This is a genomic window from Streptomyces sp. NPDC046308, assembly GCF_055588065.1.
Genome location: NZ_JBVJFB010000001.1, coordinates 1,021,276 through 1,043,752, shown reverse-complemented (window position 1 = coordinate 1,043,752; position 22,477 = coordinate 1,021,276). Strand labels below are relative to the sequence as shown.

General features: G+C 72.4%; 21 protein-coding genes. 10 read left to right on the top strand and 11 right to left on the bottom strand.

Annotation, left to right across the window (positions count from 1 at the left end; all coding sequences use genetic code 11):
* Positions 1-18 precede the first annotated feature (18 nt).
* Together ACZ6JT_RS04665 and ACZ6JT_RS04660 are read right to left on the bottom strand one after the other, a co-directional pair.
* The gene (locus ACZ6JT_RS04665; protein WP_469207142.1) at positions 19-171 is read right to left on the bottom strand and encodes a hypothetical protein; all 153 of its coding nucleotides are present in this window, start codon (positions 169-171) and stop codon (positions 19-21) included.
* Entirely contained in the window at positions 168-494 is a 327-nt protein-coding gene (locus tag ACZ6JT_RS04660) for a hypothetical protein (RefSeq protein WP_469207140.1), read from the bottom strand. The genes ACZ6JT_RS04665 and ACZ6JT_RS04660 overlap by 4 nt, the downstream gene beginning before the upstream one ends.
* Positions 495-563: 69 nt before the next feature.
* Here ACZ6JT_RS04660 and ACZ6JT_RS04655 point away from each other — a divergent pair, with 69 nt between their 5' ends.
* Both ACZ6JT_RS04655 and ACZ6JT_RS04650 read left to right on the top strand, forming a co-directional pair.
* A complete protein-coding gene (locus ACZ6JT_RS04655; RefSeq protein ID WP_469207138.1) occupies positions 564-2,477 on the top strand; it encodes a glycoside hydrolase family 5 protein in 1,914 nt (637 codons plus the stop codon).
* 83 nt (positions 2,478-2,560) lie between these two features.
* On the top strand, positions 2,561-3,070 hold the full coding sequence (locus ACZ6JT_RS04650; protein ID WP_469207136.1) for a hypothetical protein: 510 nt from the start codon (positions 2,561-2,563) through the stop codon (positions 3,068-3,070).
* 5 nt (positions 3,071-3,075) lie between these two features.
* Here ACZ6JT_RS04650 and ACZ6JT_RS04645 read toward each other — a convergent pair whose 3' ends face one another.
* The 3 genes from ACZ6JT_RS04645 to ACZ6JT_RS04635 all read right to left on the bottom strand — a co-directional run bounded on the left by ACZ6JT_RS04645 (position 3,076) and on the right by ACZ6JT_RS04635 (position 7,410).
* A complete protein-coding gene (locus ACZ6JT_RS04645; RefSeq protein WP_469207134.1) occupies positions 3,076-4,221 on the bottom strand; it encodes an ABC transporter substrate-binding protein in 1,146 nt (381 codons plus the stop codon).
* Positions 4,222-4,339: 118 nt separating this feature from the next.
* Complete coding sequence (locus tag ACZ6JT_RS04640; protein WP_469207132.1) at positions 4,340-7,090, bottom strand: SpoIIE family protein phosphatase; 2,751 nt, start codon at positions 7,088-7,090, stop codon at positions 4,340-4,342.
* Between the two features lie 170 nt (positions 7,091-7,260).
* A complete protein-coding gene (locus ACZ6JT_RS04635; protein WP_469207130.1) occupies positions 7,261-7,410 on the bottom strand; it encodes a hypothetical protein in 150 nt (49 codons plus the stop codon).
* Here ACZ6JT_RS04635 and ACZ6JT_RS04630 point away from each other — a divergent pair.
* From ACZ6JT_RS04630 to ACZ6JT_RS04605, 6 genes are all read left to right on the top strand, one after another.
* Entirely contained in the window at positions 7,400-8,617 is a 1,218-nt protein-coding gene (locus ACZ6JT_RS04630; protein ID WP_469207128.1) for a hypothetical protein, read from the top strand. The genes ACZ6JT_RS04635 and ACZ6JT_RS04630 overlap by 11 nt on opposite strands.
* A 124-nt stretch (positions 8,618-8,741) precedes the next feature.
* A complete protein-coding gene (locus ACZ6JT_RS04625; RefSeq protein ID WP_469207126.1) occupies positions 8,742-9,575 on the top strand; it encodes a class II glutamine amidotransferase in 834 nt (277 codons plus the stop codon).
* A 27-nt stretch (positions 9,576-9,602) separates the two neighbouring features.
* Positions 9,603-10,022, top strand: coding sequence for an SHOCT domain-containing protein (locus ACZ6JT_RS04620; protein ID WP_469207124.1), 420 nt, complete (start codon positions 9,603-9,605; stop codon positions 10,020-10,022).
* 34 nt (positions 10,023-10,056) lie between these two features.
* Positions 10,057-11,928 (top strand): glycoside hydrolase family 15 protein, encoded by a 1,872-nt coding sequence (locus ACZ6JT_RS04615; protein WP_469207122.1) that lies wholly within the window; start codon positions 10,057-10,059, stop codon positions 11,926-11,928.
* 27 nt (positions 11,929-11,955) lie between these two features.
* A complete protein-coding gene (locus ACZ6JT_RS04610; protein WP_469207119.1) occupies positions 11,956-12,687 on the top strand; it encodes a GAP family protein in 732 nt (243 codons plus the stop codon).
* Between the two features lie 111 nt (positions 12,688-12,798).
* The gene (locus ACZ6JT_RS04605) at positions 12,799-13,260 is read left to right on the top strand and encodes a DUF6325 family protein (RefSeq protein ID WP_469207117.1); all 462 of its coding nucleotides are present in this window, start codon (positions 12,799-12,801) and stop codon (positions 13,258-13,260) included.
* Between the two features lie 38 nt (positions 13,261-13,298).
* On the opposite strand, the gene ACZ6JT_RS04600 is transcribed toward ACZ6JT_RS04605, so the two are convergent.
* The 5 genes from ACZ6JT_RS04600 to ACZ6JT_RS04580 all read right to left on the bottom strand — a co-directional run bounded on the left by ACZ6JT_RS04600 (position 13,299) and on the right by ACZ6JT_RS04580 (position 17,565).
* The gene (locus tag ACZ6JT_RS04600) at positions 13,299-13,598 is read right to left on the bottom strand and encodes an SHOCT domain-containing protein (RefSeq protein ID WP_469207115.1); all 300 of its coding nucleotides are present in this window, start codon (positions 13,596-13,598) and stop codon (positions 13,299-13,301) included.
* Between the two features lie 85 nt (positions 13,599-13,683).
* Complete coding sequence (locus ACZ6JT_RS04595; RefSeq protein ID WP_469207113.1) at positions 13,684-14,778, bottom strand: carboxylate-amine ligase; 1,095 nt, start codon at positions 14,776-14,778, stop codon at positions 13,684-13,686.
* Positions 14,779-14,863: 85 nt separating this feature from the next.
* Positions 14,864-15,829, bottom strand: coding sequence for a hypothetical protein (locus ACZ6JT_RS04590; RefSeq protein WP_469207111.1), 966 nt, complete (start codon positions 15,827-15,829; stop codon positions 14,864-14,866).
* 4 nt (positions 15,830-15,833) lie between these two features.
* A complete protein-coding gene (locus ACZ6JT_RS04585) occupies positions 15,834-16,130 on the bottom strand; it encodes an amphi-Trp domain-containing protein (RefSeq protein ID WP_469207105.1) in 297 nt (98 codons plus the stop codon).
* The gene (locus ACZ6JT_RS04580; RefSeq protein ID WP_469207103.1) at positions 16,123-17,565 is read right to left on the bottom strand and encodes an MFS transporter; all 1,443 of its coding nucleotides are present in this window, start codon (positions 17,563-17,565) and stop codon (positions 16,123-16,125) included. The genes ACZ6JT_RS04585 and ACZ6JT_RS04580 overlap by 8 nt, the downstream gene beginning before the upstream one ends.
* Before the next feature lie 255 nt (positions 17,566-17,820).
* Between ACZ6JT_RS04580 and ACZ6JT_RS04575 the strand changes: the two genes are divergently transcribed.
* A complete protein-coding gene (locus tag ACZ6JT_RS04575; RefSeq protein WP_469207100.1) occupies positions 17,821-19,251 on the top strand; it encodes a DUF2252 domain-containing protein in 1,431 nt (476 codons plus the stop codon).
* 49 nt (positions 19,252-19,300) lie between these two features.
* On the opposite strand, the gene ACZ6JT_RS04570 is transcribed toward ACZ6JT_RS04575, so the two are convergent.
* Positions 19,301-20,686: a chloride channel protein gene (locus tag ACZ6JT_RS04570; RefSeq protein ID WP_469207098.1), complete on the bottom strand. Its 1,386-nt coding sequence runs from the start codon at positions 20,684-20,686 to the stop codon at positions 19,301-19,303.
* 382 nt (positions 20,687-21,068) lie between these two features.
* Between ACZ6JT_RS04570 and ACZ6JT_RS04565 the strand changes: the two genes are divergently transcribed.
* On the top strand, positions 21,069-22,472 hold the full coding sequence (locus tag ACZ6JT_RS04565) for a chloride channel protein (protein WP_469208192.1): 1,404 nt from the start codon (positions 21,069-21,071) through the stop codon (positions 22,470-22,472).
* Positions 22,473-22,477: the final 5 nt, after the last annotated feature.

The window sequence follows — 22,477 nt, the reverse complement described above, 5'->3', positions numbered from 1 at the left end:
TCCCATGCCGGCGGCTCGTCACCCCTGCGGCGCGTCCGTCCTGGGCAGGTACGGCAGCCGGGCCGGGGGCGCGTCGACCCGGACCGTGGCCGGGCCCTCGTACGACCGGCCGTCGCCGACCCGCCACGTGCCCGGCGTGCGCTGGACCCCGTACGCGAGGAGCACGGTCACCGGGCCGAGCAACACGGCCCGGCCGCCGCGTAGTTGAACTGGCGCGCGTCGAAGGCGAGGCTGTACGCGCACATGGTGGGGGTGTGATGCGTGGAGACGGCGGTGGGCGCCGGGGACTGGAGCACGCTCGGCTCGTCGAAGAGCCGGAAGCTGCCGATCACCGCGAAGGTCGTGGCCGGCAGCAGGGCCGGGCGCAGGGCCGGCAGCTCGATGCCGAACGCCTTGCGGAAGGCGGCGCCGGCGCCGTCGGCGTGACCCCCGCACCGCGCGGTGTCGCCGTCCTCGGCAGCGACGGCCGAGCGACCACGGCCCCACCGCCCCACGGTTCCACCGCACCCCCGCCCCGCCGCTCGACCACGTACGTCCCACCCCCAGGCCTCACGGAGGACACAGTGAGAAGAGCCTTACTCCCCGCGGTACTCGCCGCGGCGCTCGCGCTCGGAGCGCTCGCCGCCTCCCCGACCGTCGCGACCCCGACGACCGGGACGACCGGGAGGACCGCCACGCCCCCGGCCCCGACCGCGCTGTCCGAGTCCTGGACCGCGCCCCTCAGCACCCGCGGCCGCTACGTCGTCGATGCCGGCGGCAACCGCTTCAAGCTCAAGTCCGCGAACTGGCAGGGAGCCCAGGGATCCTGGAGCGGCTCCGGCGACATCAACGACCCGGCCGGCCACCACGACGGCGAGAAGGCCGACCAGATGCCCCTCGGACTGGACCGGGCGCCGATCGCGCGGATCCTCGCCGGATTCCGTGAACTCGGCATCAACAGCATCCGACTGCCGTTCTCGAACGAGATGCTGCACGACCAGCGCCCGGTCCCCGACGCCTCCGTCGCCGCCAACCCCGGCCTGCGCGGCAAGACCCCGCTCCAGGTCTTCGACGCCGTGATCGCGGCGACCACGGCCGAGGGCTTCGCGGTGATCCTCAACAACCACACCAACACCTCCCGCTTCTGCTGCGGTCTGGACGGCAACGAGCGCTGGAACACCAGCCAGTCCACCGCGCAGTGGGAGAACGCCTGGCTCGACCTCGCCCGGCGCTACAAGGACAACAAGCGCGTCGTTGGCGCCGACCTCTACAACGAGGTCCGCCGCACCGTCACCGACGACGCCAACTGGAACTGGGGCAACGGCCACGACTGGTGGGCCGCGTCCCAGCGCCTCGGCGACCGGCTCCTCACCGAGGCCAACCCCGACCTGCTCGTGATCGTCGAAGGCATCAACTGGCAGGGGATACCGGCCGACGGGCTGCCCCACGGGCGTCCCACGCTCGAACCGGTACGCACCCTCTCGCACACCCTCGTCGCCTCGAACAAGCTGGTGTACGCGGCGCACTTCTACGGCTACACCGGGCCGAACCACACCGGTGCGACGGGCATGGGCGAGACCCACGACCCGCGCTACCAGGAACTCTCCCGCGAGGACCTCTTCGCGACCCTGCAGCGGCAGGCGTTCTACGTCACGGCCGAGACCGGCCGCCACTTCACCGCACCGCTGTGGATCAGCGAGTTCGGCATCGGCAGCGACGAGACCAACCCGCAGGCGCGCGCCTGGTTCGGCAACTTCGTCGACCACCTGATCGCCAACGACACCGACTTCGCCTACTGGCCCCTGGTCGGCTGGACCGGACACGGCACCTGGTCGATCCTCGACTTCGACGCCTCGGGACGCCGTTCCGGCCTCCTCGACGGCGGCGACTGGCGCGCCGCCGACTGGAACCGGCTGATCGCCTCGCCGCAGAAGAACGGCCCGGTCGCCGTCTCCGACACCTGGGACATGCTCAACCTCGACCACGCCGACGCGGTCCAGTCGGCACGCGTACGGGCGCTCGGCGACTGGGACACCGGAGCCCGCAAGGGGACCTGCCCCGACGGACAGCGGCTCGTCGGCCTGTCCCACCGGGACGGGCGCGGGTTGTGCACCGATGCCGGGGCCCCCGGCCTGGCGGCCACCGGCCCGGCGCCGACCGTCGTGAGCGACGAGCGCTACGTACAGCAGGGCGACTGGGCGGGCGGCTACACCAAGTACCAGTGCGGGCCCGACCAGTTCATGACCGGCTACAGCGTGCGCGGCCAGGCGGTCTCCGCGGTCCTGTGCGCCCGGGCCGGCCGGACGCTGGGGACGAACGGCCGCACCGTCTGGTTCGACCGGGGCGACAACCGGCCGGCCGCGGGTCCGGGCGGAGAGTTCGCGTACGGCACTTACAAGGGTCAGTGCGGCACCGACGAGTACGCCGCGGGCATCGCCTTCACCGGGGCGTGGGCCAAGGGCAAGACGCCGGACGCCCTGCTGTGCCGCAAGCTGTGACATCCGTCGTCTGACGGCCCGGCGGGCCGGTCGCCCGGTGTGGTTCCGGGGGTCCGGCCCGGCCGCGCCCTACCGTGGGTCGCGTGACGGACCATGCGGCGGACGCGGTGACCACGGAGCCGGCCGCGGCCCAGCTCAAGGAACGGCTCTACGCGACGATCACCATGATCTCCGTCGTCATCGGGCTCGCCGGCAGCAGCCACGTGAGCGCCCTCGGGGCCGCGGCGACGATCGGGACCGCCTCGGTCGGCCTGTGGCTGGCCGCGCTGGTTGCCGACCAGCAGGCCCACCGCGTGACGCACGGAGCCCTCGCCCGGGGACGGGACCTGCGCGCGATGCTCTTCGTCAGCAGCCCGCTGCTGCTGTCCGCGGTGGGCCCGCTCGCCCTGGTCGGCGTCTCGGCCCTGGGGGCGATGGACCTGGACACCGCCCTTCTCGTGGCGGCCGGGGTCAACGTCGCCACCCTGTTCGCGTGGGGGTGCTACGGAGGGATCCGGATGGGCGGCGGGACGGCCTTCGCGCTGCTGGCCGGTGCGATCGACGCGGCGATCGGGACAGCGGTCGCCCTGGTCAAGGCCGCCGCCGGGCACTGAATGCCTCAGCCCGAGACGGCGTCCGCCCAGCCGCGGTTGACGGTCTCCCTCGCCTTCGCCGTCTGGCCCTCCGTCGGAAACGTCGGCGTGCCCTCGACGGTCGGCAGTTTCTCCGCGGCCGCCTTGTCGAGGGTGCCGTCCTCCTCCATGGCGTCCATCAGGACGGGGCGCGCGTAGGCGCCGAGCCGGAGGTTCTGGCCTTCCGGGCTGAAGACCCACTCCTGCCACAGGCGTGCCGCCGCGGGGTGCGGGGCGTCCTTGTTCACCCCGTTCGCGTAGTACTCGGCGAAGCTGCCGTCGAAGGGGATGGCGGTCCGCCAGTCGACGTCCGCGCCCTTCTCGCGGAACGCGTCGGCGTACCCGAGGTTGAGGAAGTCCCAGTCGATGCTGATCGGGGTCCGGCCCGACTCGATCGTGGCCGGCGAGGACGGGACCGGGATGAAGTTGCCGTTCCTGCTGAGCTCGGCGAAGAAGTCGACGCCGGGCTGGATGTCGTCGAAGGACCCGCCGTTCGCCAGGGCCGCCGCGTACACGCCGGCGAAGGCCGAGCCGGACTTGGTGGGGTCGCCGTTGAGGGCTACCTGGCCCCTGTACTCGGGCTTGCGCAGATCGGCGAAGGTCGAGGGGCAGGTCTTCACCCGCTTGGCGTCACAGCCGATCGACATGTAGCCGCCGTAGTTGTTGTACCAGCGGGCGCGCGGGTCCTTCTGGCCCTCGGGGATCTGGTCGAAGGGCGCGACCCGGTACGGAGCGAGCAGGCCCTGCCGGGCCGCGGACTGGGCGAAGGAGCCCCCCACGTCGATCACGTCCGGGGCGCGGCCGTGGTCCCTGCGCTCCTTCAGGGCGTTGATCTCGTCCTGGCTGGTCCCTTCCGGGTTCTCCACCCGGACCTTGATCCCGTACTTCTTCTCGAAGCCGTCGATCAGCGCCCCGTAGTTGGCCCAGTCGCGCGGGAGCGCGATCGCGTTGAGCGCGCCCTCCTTCTTCGCCGCGGCCGTCAGCGCCGCCATGCCGCCGGCGTCCGCGGCCGAGGTGGCCTCCGCGGGCGCCGTGGGCCCGGCGGCGGGCTTGTCCCCGCAAGCGCCGAGGGGTGCCGCCGCGAGGGCCAGGCAGGCGGCGACGAAGGCTGTCCGGAGACGGGACGCGGGCACAAAGGCTCCATATCGGGCGGACGTGTACCGATCGAGCCCAGCGTACGGTCGACGGCCCCGGCAGCGCAGTCCCGAACGGTGGTGTCCGCGCTCTTCCCCGTGGCAGCCGTACCGGCGGCTACCGGAACCCCTCGTCGTCCCACCCGGCCAGGAGCGCCTCGCCGAGGTCCATCGCGGCTGGCGCGGCCCCGTCGTGGAGCGCCTGCTCGCTCCAGATGATCTTTCCGCGGGGGGTGTAGCGGGTGCCCCAGCGCTCGGCGAACTGCGCGACCAGGAACAGGCCGCGGCCGCCCTCGTCGGTGTCCGCGGCCCGGCGCAGGTGCGGGGAGGTGCTGGACCCGTCGGAGACCTCGCAGACCAGCCAGCGGTCGTACAGCAGCCTCACCCGGATGGGCTCGGTGCCGTAGCGGACGGCATTGGTCAGCAGCTCGCTGAGGATGAGCTCCGTGGTGAACGAGATGTCCTCCAGGCCCCACTCAGCCAGCCGGCGGGCGCAGGCGTTGCGCACCGGGGACACCGCCGCGGGGTCCGGGGAGACGTCCCACTCGGCGATCCGCTCGGGGTCCAGCAAGCGGGTGCGGGCCACCAGCAGGGCCACGTCGTCGCTGGGCCTGTTGGGCAGCATCGCCTCGATCACCGCGCCGCAGGTCTCCTCCGGGGTCCGGGCGGGCCCGGACAGGGCGGCGCGCAGGGCCGCCAGGCCCGCGTCCGGGTCCCGGTCGCGGCTCTCGATGAGCCCGTCGGTGAAGAGCGCCAGCCGGGAGCCCTCGGGCAGGGTGAGCGTGGTGGTCTCGACGGGCATGCCCGCCCCCAGGCCCAGCGGCGGGGAGACCGGCACCTCGGGGAAGGACACGGTCCCGTCGGGGGTGATCAGAGCGGGGCCCGGATGCCCGGCGGTGGCGGCGGTCACCTGCCCCGAGACGGGGTCGTAGATGGCGCACAGGCAGGTGGCTCCGGTGATCCCCTGCCACTCCTGCTCGTCGGTGTCGATGTGGGCGACCAGCTCGTCCAGGTGGCTCAGGAGTTCGTCCGGGGGCAGGTCGAGCGTGGAGAAGTTGTACACGGCGGTGCGCAGCCGGCCCATGGTGGCGGCGGCGTGCAGACCGTGGCCGACGACGTCGCCGACCACCAGGGCCACCCGGGTGCCGGGCAGCGGGATGACGTCGAACCAGTCACCGCCCACCCCGGCCCGGGCGGCCAGATAGCGGTGCGCGACCTCGACGGCGGACTGCTCCGGCACGCCCCGCGGCAGCAGGCTGCGCTGCAGGGTGACGGCCATGTTGTGCTCGCGGGTGTAGCGGCGGGCGTTGTCGACGGACACGGCCGCGCGGGCGGTCAGCTCCTCGGCGAAGGACACGTCCTCCTCGTCGAACGGCGGGGAGTCCTGCCCCCGCCAGTAGCCGGCCATCCCGAGCACCACGCCCCGGGCCCGCAGGGGTACGACGATCAGGGAGTGGATGCCGCGGTCCAGGATCTGGCGGGCGTTGGCCTGGTGCTGGGCCCGCCAGCGGTGGGTGGCGCGCAGGTCGGCCTCCAGGACCGCACGGCCGAGGGCCAGCCCGGTGGCCATGGGGCCGCTGGGCGCGAACCGGATCAACTCGCCGACGGGGGAGAGCGGGTGCTCGCCCCGGAGGCCGGCGACGGCGGTGCGGCGCATCTCGGTGTTCGCCTCGGGCGGCTCCTCGCCGCGCAGCACCGGGTCCAGCAGATCGACCGTGACCACGTCGGCGAACCGCGGTACCGCCACCTCCGCCAGTTCCTCGGCGGTACGTTCCACGTTCAGCGTCGTACCGACCTGCACCCCGGCGTCGTAGAGCAGCTTCAGCCGCTCTCGGGCCACCTCGGCCCTGCCCGACAGTGCCCGCAGCTCGGTGGTGTCCCGCAGGGTGACGACGGTCCCGGCCTGCCCGTAGGGGGCGGTGGGCCGGATGTTCACCGCCAGCAGCCGGTCGGCCGACATGTGCAGCTCGTCCGTCGCGGACCGGCCCGAGACGATCGGCTCGGCGATCGCCTCCTCCAGACCCAGGTCCGTGACGGGGCGGCCTTCCGCGTCCGCGGGCAGGTCCAGCAGCCGCCGCGCCTCGTCGTTGGCGAGCAGCAGCCGTCCGCCGCCGCCGACGATCAGCACGCCCTCCCGTACCGCGTGCAGCACCGCGTCGTGGTGCTCGTACATCCGCGTCATCTCGGCCGGCCCGAGGCCGTGCGTCCGGCGCAGCAGCCGACGGCTCACCAGAGCCGTGCCGCCCGCGCTCAGGAGGAGCACCCCGGCCGCGATCCCTAGGGCGACCGGCAGCTGCCGGTTCACCATGCCCTGGACGTTCTGGACGGTGACGGGGGAGGAGACGACGGCGATGACGTGGCCGTCGGGGTCCTTGACGGGGACCACCGAGACCACCGACTGCCCCAGGGAGCCCTCGAACGTCTCGGTGAACGACTTGCCGGCCGCCGCCTTGGAGAAGGGGCCGACCACGCGCCTGCCGATCTGCCGCGGGTCGCTGTGGGTGAGGGTGACCCCGTCGAGGGTGTACACGTTGATGCCGTCGACCCCGGCGACCTTCCGGGCCGCCTCGGCGCTCGGCTGCAGTATCGCGCTCGGATGGTCGCTCTTCAGGGCCGCGACGATGCCCGGCGACTCCGCGAACGTCCCGGCGGCCGCGAGCGTACGGTGCCGGGCGTCCAGCATCGCGTCGCTCCGGGCCTGCACCACGAGCGCCGCCACCGCGGCGGCGACGAGGAGCACCACGACGGCCAGCTGGAGGAGGAACACCTCGCCGGCCACGCTGCGGACGCTCAGCAACGAGGACAGACGCTGTGGCCGTCGCGCCCGTCCCTTGGCGGGCTGGACGCGCTCCGGCCGGAGGTCGGTCATACTCCATCTTCCAACCTCGGCGGCCGGTCGGCAGCGGGGAGCGGCGGGCGGCCGCCGGCGCCTCCCCGAGGACGGGGCTCATACGCCTCACCCGTCTCACACGATGAGCCCAACCGAACGCGCGGACCCGCGGGGCGGCATGTCCAATGACCGGGAAGCGGCGTTTCACCTCAGTCGTCCCCAGGGAGCGCTATGAGTCTGCCGTCCGAGCCGCCGTCCGAGCCGCCGTCCCAGCCGCCCGCGGAGCCGCCCACCCCGGCTCGGCAGGCCTCGCGTTCCCGGAGGATCGCGGCCAGCACCGTCTCGGCCGTGCTGATCACGCTCACGTGCATCCTCGTCCCGCTCTCCCTGCTCACCGTGTGGGTCCACGACATCGTGCTGGACACCGACCGGTACGTCGCCACGGTCGCCCCGCTCGCCTCGAACCCGGACGTCGAGGCCGCCGCGGTCCACCGCATCACCGAGGCCACCGACGTCCGCGTCGACGGCGCCCAGGTCACGGACGACCTGGCGAAATGGCTCGAATCACAGGGACTGCCGCCCCGCGTCGGCAATGCCGTCAAGGCCCTGGGCCCCCAGCTGGACTCCGCCGCCGACGCGGCCGTCTCCAAGGTGGCGACCCGGTTCGTCGAGAGCGACCGGTTCGAGAAGATCTGGACCACCGCCAACCGGGCCGGCCACAACGCGGTGGTGCACGCGCTGACCGGTCAGGGCCGCGGCGCGGTGGAGGTCGAGGGCGGCACCGTCACCCTCGACATCGGCGAGGCCGTGGAGAAGGTCAAGGAGGAGCTAGTGAAGGCCGGTATCTCCCCGGCCGAGAAGATTCCCGAGGTCGACAAGCAGATGGTGCTCTTCCAGTCCGACCAACTGGCGAAGATCAGGAGCATGGTCCACCTGCTCGACGTCCTCGGCAACTGGCTGCCCGTCCTCACCGTGATCCTCGGGGTGGCCGGGGTCCTGCTCGCCCGGCGCCGGCGCCGGGCCCTGGTGACCACCATGCTCTGCGCGGCCCTCGCCTGCCTCATCCTGGCCATCGCTCTGGTCATCGCCCGCCGCTACTACCTCGACCACCTCCCGGAGCAGGTCCAGTCGCCCTCGGCGGCCGCGGCCATCTTCGACACGCTCGTACGGTTCCTGAGGGTCAGCATCCGCATGGCGATCGTCCTCGGGATCGTCGTCGCCCTCGGCGCCTACCTGTCCGGAGCGGGCCGGCTGCCGCGCGGCGTCCGCGGCACCGCGGAGCGCGCGGCCGACTCCGCCGCGGGCTGGGGAGCCGCGCGCGGAGTGCACACCGGGCGCGTCGGCACCTGGGTCCTGGCCCGCCGGCGCTGGCTCACCACCGGCGCGCTGATCGTCCTCGCACTGGTGTTCGCCCTGTGGAACCACCCGACGGTGCTCACGGTCCTGCTGCTGGTGCTCATCCTGCTGGCCGTGCTGGCCGTACTCGCGCTGCTGGCGGCCGGTGGCCGGCGCGGTGACGCCTCCGGCGCCCCGCGTGGCGCGCCCGGGGGAGTGACCCGAGAATGAGATGGCCGAACGAGATCCACATGACGCCGGCCACCGCGCACAGGGAGAACACGGCAATCCACCCCGGAGCGCGGGGGACGGCGGTTCGCTTCCCGCAGTGCCGTAGAGACGCAGGTGATGGCCCATGTGCCGATGGCTCGCGTATTCGGGTACGCCCATGCTGCTCGACACCATCCTGTACAAACCGGCTCACTCGCTGATCGACCAGAGCCTGCACTCCAAGCTCGGAGTGGAGACGACGAACGGCGACGGGTTCGGTGTCGGCTGGTACACGGACGACATCGAGTCCCCGGCGCTCCTCAGGGACGTCGGTCCCGCCTGGAACAACCGCAACCTGCGGGAGTTGGCGGACCATGTCCGCTCCCCGCTGTTCTTCGCGCACATCCGGGCGTCGACCGGGACGGCTGTGCAGCAGTCGAACTGCCACCCGTTCCGCCACGGCCGCTGGATGTTCATGCACAACGGAGCGATCTCCGGTTTCCACCTGATGCGCCGGGACCTCACCATGCTCGTCGATCCCGCCCTCTACGCCGACATCGGCGGAACGACGGACTCCGAGGTCATGTTCTACCTGGCCCTCACCTTCGGCCTGGAAGAGGACCCGCCGACCGCCATCGCCAGGATGGCGGGAGTGGTGGAACGCGTCGGACACGACCACGGAGTGGAGTTCCCACTCCAGATGACGCTCGCCATGACCGACGGCGAAAGCGTCTGGGCGTTCCGCTACTCCAGCGGGCACGCCTCCCGCTCGCTGTTCTACAGCAGCAAGGTGGACTCGCTGCGCAGGCTGCACCCGGACATGGCGTTCCTCCAGGAGGTCTCCGACGAGACCCGCCTGATCGTGTCCGAACCCCTCGGCGATCTGCCCGGCGCCTGGAACGAGGTACCGGAAGGCAGCTACGGCATCGTACGGCCGGGCGCCGACGCGTTGTTCCCCTTCGTCCCGGTGCCCGCCTGACCGACCCGACCGACAGGAGACCGGGCCATGCAGAACCCGTTGCTCAACCTGGCAGAGGACTACGACTACCCCCTGCTGAACTTCTTCTGGACCATGATGCTGATCTTCCTCTGGGTCCTCTGGTTCATGCTGCTGTTCCGCGTCATCGCCGACATCTTCCGCGACGACGGGCTGAGCGGCTGGGGCAAGGCGGGATGGACGATCTTCGTCATCATCCTTCCGTTCCTGGGCGTGTTCGTGTACCTGATCGCCCGGGGACGCGGGATGGGCGAACGTGAGCTCAAGCGGGCCCAGCAGCAGGAGCAGGCCTTCCGCTCCTACGTACGCGACAGCGCCGGGCCCACCGGGCACGCCGACGAACTGGCGAAGCTCGCCGAGCTCAAGAACCGCGGCGACCTCACGCCGACGGAGTACGAGCAGGCAAAGGCGAAGGTCCTCGGTTCCTGAGAACCGGACCGGGACCCACAGGAAGGCGAGGCCGATGCTCCCCTACCCGCCGATCGCCGAGCACGGTCTGATCGGGGACCTGCAGACATGTGCCCTCGTCTCCTCCGAGGGCGTGCTCGACTGGTTCTGCTCACCCCGCTTCGACGCGCCCAGCATCTTCGCCGGCCTGCTCGACGACCGCGGAGGCGGCTACTTCGCCATCACCGCCGACGCCCCCGACGCCCCGGACGCCGGCGCCGGACCGGCGGGCGGCGCCGAGGTCGTCACCCAACAGCTCTACATGGCCGACACCGCCGTCCTGATGACCCGTTTCCTCACCCCCGAAGGCGTCGGCGAGGTCATCGACTTCATGCCCGTGCACGATCCGCACACCGTCACCGACCGGCACCGGGTGGTGCGGGTCATGCGGGGTGTGCGCGGGACCGCGCGCTTCAGCCTGGAGTGCCGTCCGCGCTTCGACTACGGCCGCGCACCGCACGACCTGACGTTCGACGACGACGCCACCGCCCGCTTCGACGGCCCCGGCATCACCGCGTACCTGCAGGCACTGGGGCCGCTCGACCTGGAGGCCGACGGGCCGGACGTGCGCGCGCGCCTCGCCCTGGCCGAGGGCGAACGCGCGGCCGTCCTCCTGACCGTCTGCGACGCCGACGGCCCGCCCCCGCCGGCGGTGAACGTCCACGACATGACGCAGGAGTTCAACGACGTCCGCGACTTCTGGCACGCCTGGACCGCGCACTGCACCTACCGCGGCCGCTGGCAGCAGATGGTCAACCGCTCCGCGATCACCATCAAGCTGCTGACGTACGCACCGACCGGCGCGCCGATCGCCGCCGCCACCATGGGCCTGCCCGAGCAGGAGGGCGGCGAGCGCAACTGGGACTACCGCTACACCTGGGTCCGCGACGCCTCCCTCTCCGTGCGCGCCATGCGCGCCCTCGGGTTCACCGACGAGGCCAACGCCTTCCGGAGCTGGCTGCTCCGGCGGCTGCGGGACGGCGGCGCGCCCAACGGCGAACCCCTCCAGATCATGTACCGCGTCGACGGAGACCCGTACCTGACCGAGGAAATCCTCGACCACCTGGAAGGGTGGCGCGGCTCCAGACCGGTACGTGCGGGCAACGGCGCCGCGGACCAGCTCCAGATGGACATCTACGGCGAGGCCGTCTACGCCCTCGCCCAGACCGGCCAGGTCAGCAACGTCATCGGCTACGACGACTGGCTGCGCTGCGCCGCCCTGCTGGACTGGCTGTGCGACCACTGGGACCGCCCCGACGAGGGCATCTGGGAAACCCGCGGCGGCCAGAAGGACTTCACGTACAGTCGCCTCATGTGCTGGGTCGCCCTGGACCGCGGCATCCGCCAGGCCGTGGCCACGGCCCGCCCCGCCGACCTGACCCGCTGGACGGCGGCACGGGACGCGATCCTCGACCAGGTGATGACCCTCGGCTGGAGCGAAAAGCGTCAGGCGTTCGTCCAGGAGTACGACAACACCGTCCTGGACGCCTCCCTCTTGCTCATGCCCCTGGTCGGTTTCATCGCCCCCAAGGACCCGCGCTGGCTGGCCACCCTCGATGCCATGGACAGCGAACTCGTCTCCGACAGCCTCGTCTACCGCTACGACCCGCAGGCCTCGCCCGACGGCCTGCAGGGCTCCGAGGGCACCTTCTCCCTGTGCTCCTTCCTGCACGTCTACGCCCTCGCCAAGGCCGGCCGCGTCCATCAGGCCCGCTACTCCTTCGACAAGATGCTCACCTACGCCAACCACGTGGGGCTCTTCGCCGAAGAGGTCGGCCTCACCGGAGAACAACTGGGCAACTTCCCCCAGGCCTTCACCCACCTGGCCCTCATCACCGCCGCCCTCGCCCTCGACTCCGAGCTCGACCAGCTCGCGGGCGCCGCCTGAGCCCGTCCTTCGAGGAGGTGCGCCGCGATGGTGCTCGACCTGCTCCTCATCGGCCTCGCGGTCACCCTGTTCCCGCTGCCCATCATGGCCTTCGTCCTGGTGGTGTCCGCACCCCGCGGGGTGCGCAAGGGCCTCGCCTTCATCCTCGCCTGGCTGGCGTGCCTCGTGGCCGTGATGGCGATGGTGCTCCTCTTCACCGGCGGGCAGCCGCCCCCGCCCCGCTCTCCTCCGTCGATCGCGGCCCTCGTGGCCACGCTGGTGATCGGTGTCGGCCTGGTCCTGTACAGCGGGCACCGGCGGCGCCGGAGCCGCCGTGGCCGCACGACGGCGGATTCCTCCGCGGGGGAGGGGGCGCCGGGGGAGGGGGCCGAGGGGGCCGACGCCGAGGACGCCGGGTCGTCCGTGTCGCCCGCGTCGCCCGTGTCGTCCCGGATGGACGAGGCCACCGGATGGTCCGCGGCGGCCCTCGCCGTGCTCCTCCAGCCCTGGGGGATGGTCGCCGCCGCGGCCGCCACCGTCGTGCAGGCCGACCTCTCCCACGGGCAGTCCTTCCTGGCCCTCATGGGCTTCTGCCTCCTGGCCACCTCCACCCTGCTGGCCATGGAGCTCTACATGGTGTTCTCACCGGAGAAGGCCGGGCGCGCCCTGCTGGGCCTGCGCGCATGGCTGGAACGGCACAAGGAGCAGGCGATCGTCGTCGTGTGCCTGCTCCTGGGACTGTGGCTCGTCGGCAGGAGCCTCTACCAGCTCACCGGCTGAGGTGCGGGCCCCGGTGGCGGATGCTGCAATGAGATCGGGGCCGTGTCCGGCCACCGATGCGCATGTCCGGCCCACACCGCCGGGCCGTCGAGCCACACGCGAGGAGCGCTCATGAGCGACGACATCGAAGACATGGGCCCCGTCGACTACCTGGTCGTCGAGTTCCCCGGAAACCGCATGACGGGCGAGGCGTTCCCCCTGCTGATCGACCTGGTCGACAAGGGCATCATCCACCTCCTCGACCTCCGCTTCGTGCAGAAGGACACCGACGGGAACGTCACCGCCCTGGAACTCACCGACCTCGACGGCGAAGGCGACTTCGGCCTGGCCGTCTTCGAAGGCGCGTCGTCCGAACTGCTCGGCCAGGACGACCTCGACGAAGCGGGCAACGCCCTCCAGCCGGGCAACGCGGCCGCGATCCTGGTCTACGAGAACCGGTGGGCCGCGCCCTTCGCCCGGGCCCTGCGGCGCAGCGGCGCACAGCTGGTCGCGAGCGGCCGCATCCCCGTGCAGGCCCTGCTCGCCTCCCTCGACGTGGAAGAGGACCCCGAAGGCGGCCGGCTGGCTCAGTGAGCCCGGCCGGCCGCCTCCGGACGCCCAGACCCAGGCGATCAGTCCTGGAGGATCCTGCTCTTCTGCTGCGCGAACTCCGCCTCGGTCAGGATTCCCTGCTCCTTCAGCGCTCCGAGTTCCTTGAGCTGGTCGATCTTGCTGCTCATGTCGTCCGCCATCGCCGGAGCGGCGGCGGGGGCAGCGGGTGCGGGTGGGGCGGCGTACTGCTGCTGCGCGGCGATTTGCTCGTCCTGCGCGGCCCACCGGCCCGCTTGGCGCCGCGACACGCGGTTGGACACCGCCGTCGCCGTACCGGCGACCACCGCGGTGCGCGCTACTCCTCGAAGAAGACCGGGCACGTCATTCTCCCTTGCTGACGGGGCCGGCCCGGACGTCCAGCCGCCGGCCCTCCACTGCTTCCAGCATCGCACCTCGGGAGGCGACTCACCCGGTGGTGGCTCCCGTGGTGATCAGGGCGGCGAGCGCCGACAGGCCGGTCCCGGCCAGGGCCAGGCGCTGGCGGTCGGCCGACGTGCCCTGGCGCAGGAGCCGGTGAAGGAGCGAACTGACCTCGCGGAAGTCGCCGTTCTCCTCGAGGGCGGGGCCGATGTGCCGCAGGAGCGCGCACACGACGTCCCCACTGCTGCGCAGCCGGCCCTGCGGGTCCATCAGCGTACTGCTCATCCCGTGCCGGGCCGCATGCCACGTCGCGGCCTGCAGGATCTCCGGCGGGCACAGCACCGGGGCGGCCCCCGCCTTCTCCTCGGCGATCGCGGTGGCGGCGAGCCCGCGGACGACGCCGGCGAGCATGACCGCGTCGTCCGCCTCCAGCTGCACGTCGCAGCAGCGCACCTCGACGGTCGGATAGCGCTCGGAGAGCCGGGCCTGCCAGTACAGCTGCCCCCGATCGGGGACCAGCCCGGACTCCACCAGCGCGTCGGCCCGGGCCTCGTAGTCGGCGAACCCGTTGAAGTACGGGGGCGGGCCGCTGACCGGCCAGCGGCCGAAGATGATCGTGCGCCAGCTGGCGAAGCCGGTGTCCCGCCCGTCCCACAGGGGACCGTTCGCGGACATCGCCAGCAGGGTCGGCAGCCAGACGCGCAGCCGGTTCAGGACGGCCACTCCGGTCTCCGGGTCGGGGACCCCCACATGGACGTGCATCCCGCAGATCAGCTGCTCGTCGACGAGCAGCCGGGCCTCTCCCCGCATCCTCAGGTACCTCGCCGTGCCGGTGACCGGCACGGGAAGGGCGTCCCGGACCGGCGCGGTGGCGGAGATGGCGATGCGGCAGCCGTTGGCCTGGGCGGCGGAGGCGACGGCGTGACGCAGCCGCAGGAGGTGGCCCCCCACCTCCTCCAGGCCCGTGCACACGGGGGTGGCGACCTCGATCTGCGCCTGGAGCAGTTCGTCCTGGACCTCTCGCTCGTCCGCGATCGGCGTCAGGCTGGCCGTGGCCCGCACGTCCTGCACGAGCGGTACGGGCAGGAGGGTCTCCGGGTCGACCAGCAGGTACTCCTCCTCGACCCCAACAGTGATCATGCAAGGTGGCTACCCCGAACCCGCCGTGCTCACCCAGCTGAAGGAGCATTTCGGCGTAATAGGGGAAAACCTGCTGCTTTTGGTATCAGGGGCAGCTCGCCCGCGGGTCGTCGTGGACCAGGGCGCAGATCATCTGCTCGCCGCGCGGGTGGTCCGGGTACGTCGCGAGCAGTTCGGCCTTGAAATCGTTCCACTGGCGGGTGATCTCGGCGGTGGCCCCGGACACGGCGTGCTCGAAGTTGTCGCCGGTCTTCGAGCGGGGGGAGGCGGCGGTGTCCTTGTTCAGGGCCTGGTTGTGCGTGACGCGGCCGGCGCAGTCGTCGTCCTTCACCCCGGTGGAGTCGACATCGGAGTAGCAGCCGGTCGCGAGGTCCACGGGTACGCGGGCACGCGCCTCCCGGGTCCAGTCGGCGTCGCTCATGGCGCTGTACCGGCGGATGTCGAGGAACGGGGCGACGTCGGTACGCGCCAGTCCCGGAGGGTCGGCGAGGCCGACCGGGCCGGGGGCGGCCCGGTCGGACCAGTTGGAGTGCGCGTAGAAGTCCTCGATCTGGTGCCACCCGCGGCCGAGCTGTCCCAGGACCTCGCATTTGGCCCGGTCGGACGTCTCCTTCCACGTGCAGTGCGCGGACAGGTCGCTCTGGTCGGCCCGCACCCTGCCGTCCGCGTCGACGAGGCCGTCGGCCGCCCGGACCGCGTTCCGGAAGCGGGCCACGGAGGTACGGACGCAGGCGACGAGCTCGGTGGTGGCCTCGTCCCGGCTGCGGGGGTAGTGCGGGACGTAGCGGGGGGCGAGGTAGTCGGCGTTGTCGCAGTGCAGGGGTCCGAGGAGGAAGTAGCCGCCGTGGTCGTTGGCGTTGATCGCCCCGTCGCGGGAGTCGGCCATCTCCGTCAGGGTGACCGGCTCCCAGGGCAGGGCCGCCCGGGTGATCTCCTCGTGGTTGCCGCCGGTGAACGCGAAAGCGGCCCCGGGCGGCGCCGCGGCCAGGGCGATCAGGAAGGCGGCGACGGCGACCGCCCGTGGCGGGCCGGACGGCGGACGGTGTGACACGCGATCACGACGCCCCGGACGCCGATCCCTTGCCCCGCGCCGCCCGCTTGGGCCGTGGCGGCGCGGCCCCCGTCCGGACGGTGGGCCACTTGAGTTCGAGCTCCAGCTCGATCTCCCCGTCGCCCACTTCGACCTCGATCTCGGTGCGGAGTTCGTCGGGGACCTGCAGGCTCAGCGTCCCGGAGCCGAATTCCAGCTCGACGTCGCCGCCCTGCCTCAGCGCCTCCGCGAGCGCGGAGAGCTGATCCGCGGCCTCCAGGCGGGACAGGGAACTCTTCTGTTCGAACTTGAGGTCACTCACGGACGTCTCCCATCCGCTGCCCCCGACAGCTCTCGACGGCTAAGGCAACGGTGCCGGACCCCGGACTTCGGGGAAGGAACGCCGCCGCGGCGAGCCCGGCGAGCCCGAGCACGGCCAGGGTGATCATCGCGGCGGCGTAGGCGTGGGTGGTCAGACCGGCGACGAGGATGGTGCCGGCGATCGCGGTGCCGAGCGACGAGCCGAGGTTGGACACGCTGCGCGACAGTCCGGAGATCTCGCCCTGCCGGTCCTCGGGGAAGCTCGACTGGACGATGTTGACCGACGGGGTCAGCATCACACCGAGCCCCAGGCCGATCAGCAGCAGCCCGGGCGCCAAGGCCCAGGGACTCGGAGAGCCGCCCACCAGGGCCAGCAGGACGGCGACCCCGGCGGTCGTCAGCGTGAACCCCGCCATGATCAAGGTGCGTTGTGCGTGCCGCCGCGCCAGGCGGGCGGCGGCCAGGGACGACACGAGCAGGCCGAGCGTGGCCGCCGTGAAGATCACGCCGGTCCGGATGGCGTCGTATCCCCGCACGACCTGGAGGTAGGCCGCCACCACGAACGACGTCCCCATGAGCACCAGCCACTGGATGTTCTGCGTGACGAGGCCGAGGTTGGACGTGCGGTTGCGGAACAGGCTCGTCGGCAGGAGTGGCTCCTTCCCGGCCCGCTCCTTGGCCCGCACCCACAGGAAGAACCAGAGCAGGACGAGCGCGCCGAGGACGATCAGGGCGAGCATCAGCCAGACGTTGTCGTCGGCTGCCAGGATCCCCGTGACCAGGAGGATGAGCCCGACGGCGGAGAGGACCGCTCCACCGGTGTCGAAGGGGCGCGTGGGATCCGGCGGCAGGGGGTCCCTGATCCGGCGGCTCAGCATGATGATCAGCGCGATCACCACGGCCTGGAACACGAAGGCCGCCCGCCAGCTGATGGCCGAGGTGATGAGTCCCCCGATCAGCGGCCCGGCGGCCGCGCCGATGCCTCCCAGCGCCATGACGGTCCCGAAGGCCCGGGCCCGGGAGGTCATGTCGGTGAAGAGCAGCGTCGTGAGGATGTAGACGGGCGGGATGAGCAGCGCCGTGCCGATGCCTTCGAGGATCGAGTTGCCGAGGATGAGGACGCCGAGGCCCGGAGCGGCCGCGCTCAGCAGGGCGCCGACGCCGTAGACGGCGAGACCGGTCAGGAAGCACCGCTTGCGTCCGTAGCGGTCGGTCAGCTTGCCGCCGGGGATCATCAGCGCCGCCATGACGAGGAGGAAGATCGTGATCGCGACCTGCACTCCCTGCACGGTCGTGTCGAGGTCCTCGCTGATGTCGTTGATCATCACGTTCATGTTCGAACCGGCGAAGCTGCAGATGAACTGGGCCAGGGCGAGCGGGGCCAGTACGCCGCGCAGGGCGCCGGACGCGCGTTGCGAGGTGTCGGCTTCAGCCACCGGTGTTGCTCCCTCCGCCTCGTCGAGCGCTGCCAGCGCCGTGCCCTGCCTCAAGACTGCGCCGCGGCCAGGGTCCCCGCACTCCGGACCGGCGGGCCGAGCCCCATGCGGGGTAGCGGGCGAGGTCCTAGGGTTGAAGCGGAGGACCAGCGGTGATCGCCCAGGAGGACGTGACATGTCCACCGCATCCGAAACCCCTTTGCGGCAGGGCGTCGTTCCCGTGCGCAGGACGCAGGTCCAGGCAGGAGCACACTGATGTCCCAGAGCACGACCGCCGCGATGCGCGCGGTAGCAGGCAGCACACCCCAGGAACGCGCGGCCCAGGGCAAGGAGGCCCGGAGCCGCTCGCCACGCTCGGGGCACGCCGTCTACCGGCCCTCTCCGGACCGGCCGGACCCGCTGGCCATCCTCGAGGAGCAGTCCGCGGCCCGGGTGCCCGAGCTGGTGCCGATCCGCTACGGCAGGATGCTTGAATCCCCCTTCCGGTTCTACCGGGGAGCCGCCGCGATCATGGCCTCCGACCTGGCCGGCAGCCCCGACTCGGGGATCACGGCCCAGCTGTGCGGGGACGCGCACCTGCTGAACTTCCGGCTGCTGGCCTCTCCGGAGCGGCGGCTGATGTTCGACATCAACGACTTCGACGAGACCTTGCCGGGTCCCTGGGAGTGGGACGTCAAACGGCTGTCGGCGAGCCTCGTCATCGCGGCCCGGGCGAACGGCTTCGACGACGCCGAGCGCGCGGGCATCGTGGGCGCCGGCGTGCGCTCGTACCGTGAGGCGATGCGCGGCTTCGCCGGCATGGGCAACCTCGACGTCTGGTACGCGAAGGTCGACGCGGACCGTCTGGAGGACTTCGGCACGGCCCGGCTCGACAAGGGCGGACGGAAGAAACTGGCCCGTGCCATGTCGAAGGCCCGTACACGCGACACGCTGCAGGCCTTCGACAAACTCACGGAGCTGGTCGACGGCCGGCCGCGCATCGCGCCGGACCCCCCGCTGCTGGTGCCGCTCGCGGAACTGCTGCCGGACGTCGAGCGCGCCGAGCTGGAGAGCCGGTTCCAACGACTGATCGAGACCTACGGCCTCACGATGGCGAGTGACCGGCGGGTACTCCTGGAGGACTACCGGCTGGTGGACATGGCCCGCAAGGTGGTCGGCGTCGGCAGCGTCGGGACTCGCTGCTGGATCCTGCTGCTGCTCGGCCGCGACGGCCGGGACCCGCTCTTCCTGCAGGCCAAGGAAGCCGACACCTCCGTGCTCGCCGCCCACCTCGGCGCGAGTCGCCACCGCAACCAGGGCGAGCGCGTCGTCTCGGGACAGCGGCTCATGCAGGCGGCGAGCGACATGTTCCTGGGCTGGGAGCGGGTGGACGGGATCGACGGCAGGCAGCGCGACTTCTACGTCCGGCAGCTGCGCGACTGGAAGGGGATCGCCATGCCGGAGACGATGTCGCCCGCGCAGCTGGCGACGTTCGCCGAGCTGTGCGGCCTCACCCTCGCCCGTGCGCACGCGCGGTCGGGCGACCGGATCGCGATCGCCTCGTACCTGGGCCGCAGCGAGGCCTTCGACCGGGCGCTCGTCACCTTCGCCGAGGCGTACGCCGACCAGAACGAACGCGACCACCAGGCCCTGGTCGACGCGGTGCGCGCGGGCCGGCTGCCGGCGGAGGAACTGTCGGCCGCCTGACCGCGACGCGCCACCGCGCACCGCAGCACCCGAGCCCCCTGGCATACCGTCAGGGGGTTCCGGCCGCCTTGGCGCCGCCCGGCTGCGCGGGCGGCTGCTCGGCGAGCGGCTCGGGCGGATGGGCCGTACCGGCGGGAAGCAGCTCGGTCGTGGTGAAGGAGATCACGGCCGCGAGGATGGCGATCGGAATCATCGCGGAGCTGCCCAGGAGCAGCACCACGAGCACCACGCTGCTGACCGGCAGCCGCATGACGGCCGCGGTGGCCGCCGCCATGCCCGCCGTCATGGCCGGTACGGCGCCCAGCCCGGGCAGCGGAGCCACGAGGACGCCGGCCGCCGCTCCGAGGAAGACCGCGGGGAAGATGGCGCCGCCGCGCAGGCTGCCCAGACAGAGGGCGTAGGCGACGGTCTTGAAGAGCAGGACGGCGATCAGCGCACCGACGGCCCAGGCGTGCGGGTCGGCGGCCAGTTCGCCGAGGGCGGCCTGACCCGAGAGGGCGACGTCCGCGGGCGAGCGGCCGGTGATCAGGGCGTAGAGGGCGGCGCAGGCCGCGGCGCCCAGCGCGCACAGGACGGTACGGGGGAGCACCCGGGCGGAGACGAACGCCGCGACCCGCCGGCCCACTTCCAGCACGGGGTTCAGCAGCACGGCGAGGACGAGGGCGATGAGCACGCTCCACAGCACGTCCGGTGCGTCCAGGGACGGCAGGGACGTGGGCAGCGTGAGGCTGAGGCTGCCGGTCTCCAGCCCGGTCCACTTGCCGAAGCCCGTGAAGACCAGGGCCCCGATCCCACTGGAGAGCAGGGCCGGGAGCATGACCGCGAAGAGCTGGGGGCCGCCGATCCCCGACACCTCGATCAGGAGGACGGCGGCGATCAGCGGGTTGCCGAAGATCACCGCGATGGCCGCGGCCGCACCGGCCGCGCCGAGCAGCGCGGTGGTCTGCGGGGTCGCCGGAGTCCGTGTGAGGTCCCGGAAGAGCAGGGCCAGGCCGCCGCCGACGGCGATCAGGGGCGCCTCCGGTCCCAGCACCGCGCCCAGCGGCAGGCTCGCGGCCGCGGCGAGCACCACGCCCGGCAGCGCGGCCGGGGGCGTCGCGCCGGCGTGCAGGCCGCCCGCGGGGATGTGGCCGCCCCCGCCGGTCAGGTGGGCGGCGACCAGGCCGACGACCACACCGGCGACCAGCAGCAGGGGCAGCGGCCACCACCACGGGGCTGTGTCCATGCCCAGGTGGTGCGGAAGGTCCGTCCAGAAGACGTGCTGCAGTTCGTGGAGAGCGACGAGGAACCAGAACGCGACGAGCGACACCGGAACGCCGATGAGGGCCGAGTACACCAGGATGACGAGGTAGCCGGGCGTACGGAGGATCTCGCGCAGCCGGTCCGCCTCCTTCGGCTGACCGGTGCCCACGGGTTGAGGACTCGGCTCCGTCATGGAATTCCCTCTTCCTGACACCTGACCGCCGGCCGCACCGCCCCACGGGACAGCCACCAGCGGTGTGGTGCCGACGGCGCCCCCTGCGCCGCCGGCCGGACGCCGCCACCCGGGCGGCCGAACCTCTCGTCTCGATGATCCGCCCGGCCGGCGCTCCGCGCCGCCGGAGGGCGACGACCCCGGGCCGGGCCCCGGCCGGACATGCGAAGCCCCCGGCCGGATGCTGCAATGGCTCTGGCCCGTCCAGGCCCCGCCGCGCCCCCGGGGGACGCGGCGACCCGGCCCGCTCCGGTCCACCCGCACTCACTGGGAGATGAGCGAACATGCCCGGAACCCCTCGTGCCCCGAGACGGACGTGCGGCGCCGGGACGGGACCCGGCGGATGACGGCGTCCGATCCGCACCCCGCGGGGCCCGGCGGGGCCACACAGCCCGAAGAGGCGGACCGGCTGCGCGAACTCCTGCGCAGCGCCGGCTATCTCAAGGCACTCGTGTTCTGCGCCCTCATCGGAGTTCCGGTGTCGCTGGTGGCCTTCTGGTTCCTGGTCGGCCTCCACGAGCTGGAACACCTGATGTGGAGCGGCCTGCCGGAGTCCCTGGGGTGGGACGCCCCGCCGTGGTGGTGGCCGTTGCCGCTGCTGCTCGTCGCCGGCGTGACCGTCGGGCTCGTGGTCAGCCGCATGCCCGGCGGGGGCGGCCACATCCCCGCTACGGGACTGCACACCGGCGGAGTCTCCCCCGCAGCCCTGCCCGGCGTGATCCTCGCCGCCCTGCTCAGCCTCCCCCTCGGCGCCACGCTCGGACCGGAGGCCCCGTTGATCGCCCTCGGCGGCGGCCTGGCACTGCTCTTCCGGGATCTCGCGCAGGTACCGGCGAGCGCCCAGAGCACGGCGCTGCTGGGCGCGGCGGGCGCGGCGGCGGCCGTCGCGGTGATCTTCGGGAGCCCGCTGATCGCGGGCGTCCTGCTCATCGAGGTGGCCGGGGTCGGCGGGCCCCAGCTGTTCGCGGTCATGCTGCCCGCGCTGCTGTCGAGCGGGGTGGGCTCCCTCGTGTTCACCGGCTTCGGACGCTGGACCGGTCTCGACGCGCCCAGCCTCTCCGTGAAGGTGGGCGTGCCCCTGCCGCGGCTCGACGCCGGGGACGTGCTCTGGTCCGTCCCCGTGGCCGTGGCCATCGGCTTCCTCGTGCACCTGATCATGCGAGGGGGCCGGTCGACCGCGCGGTTCGTCGCCAAGCGTCCCGTCGCCCACACGACCCTGTGCGCCCTGGCGGCCGGCGTCTGCGCCGCCGTGTACGGGCTCACCACCGGCCGCTCGCCCGCGGACGTGGCGTCCTCCGGCCAGTCGACGCTGAGCGCGATGGCCGCCGATCCGTCGGCCTGGGGGGTCGGGGCCCTGATCGCCGTGGTGCTCTGCACGGCCGTCGCCTACTCCCTGTGCCTGGGCAGCCTGCGCGGCGGCCCCGTGTTCCCGTCGCTGTTCCTGGGCTGCGCGGTGGGCGTGCTGCTCGCGCCCCTGCCGGGCCTGGGGGTCGTACCGGGCATGGCCATCGGCATGGCGGCCTCGACGACCAGCGCCCTGCGGCTGCCGGTCAGCAGCATCGTGCTCGTCGTCCTGGTGCTCGGCAGCGTGGCCATGACCCCCGTGGTGATCCTCGCGGCCGTCGTGGCCTTCGTGACGATCCAGTTGCTGCCGCCCGGACCCGCCGTTCCACCGGTGGGCAAGGCGGCGGCCCCACCGACCGCGCGTGCCCCCGCCGCCGGTTCGTCGCCCGGATCCGCCTCGTGAAGGAG

Bases quoted from the DNA above. Each gene is read 5' to 3' on its own strand.
- ACZ6JT_RS04570 (WP_469207098.1), bottom strand. From the start codon at position 20,686: ATGACGGAGCCGAGTCCTCAACCCGTGGGCACCGGTCAGCCGAAGGAG.
- ACZ6JT_RS04625 (WP_469207126.1), top strand. From the start codon at position 8,742: ATGTGCCGATGGCTCGCGTATTCGGGTACGCCCATGCTGCTCGACACC.
- ACZ6JT_RS04615 (WP_469207122.1), top strand. From the start codon at position 10,057: ATGCTCCCCTACCCGCCGATCGCCGAGCACGGTCTGATCGGGGACCTG.
- ACZ6JT_RS04610 (WP_469207119.1), top strand. From the start codon at position 11,956: ATGGTGCTCGACCTGCTCCTCATCGGCCTCGCGGTCACCCTGTTCCCG.
- ACZ6JT_RS04575 (WP_469207100.1), top strand. From the start codon at position 17,821: ATGTCCCAGAGCACGACCGCCGCGATGCGCGCGGTAGCAGGCAGCACA.
- ACZ6JT_RS04640 (WP_469207132.1), bottom strand. From the start codon at position 7,090: ATGACCGACCTCCGGCCGGAGCGCGTCCAGCCCGCCAAGGGACGGGCG.
- ACZ6JT_RS04605 (WP_469207117.1), top strand. From the start codon at position 12,799: ATGAGCGACGACATCGAAGACATGGGCCCCGTCGACTACCTGGTCGTC.
- ACZ6JT_RS04565 (WP_469208192.1), top strand. From the start codon at position 21,069: ATGACGGCGTCCGATCCGCACCCCGCGGGGCCCGGCGGGGCCACACAG.
- ACZ6JT_RS04595 (WP_469207113.1), bottom strand. From the start codon at position 14,778: ATGATCACTGTTGGGGTCGAGGAGGAGTACCTGCTGGTCGACCCGGAG.
- ACZ6JT_RS04620 (WP_469207124.1), top strand. From the start codon at position 9,603: ATGCAGAACCCGTTGCTCAACCTGGCAGAGGACTACGACTACCCCCTG.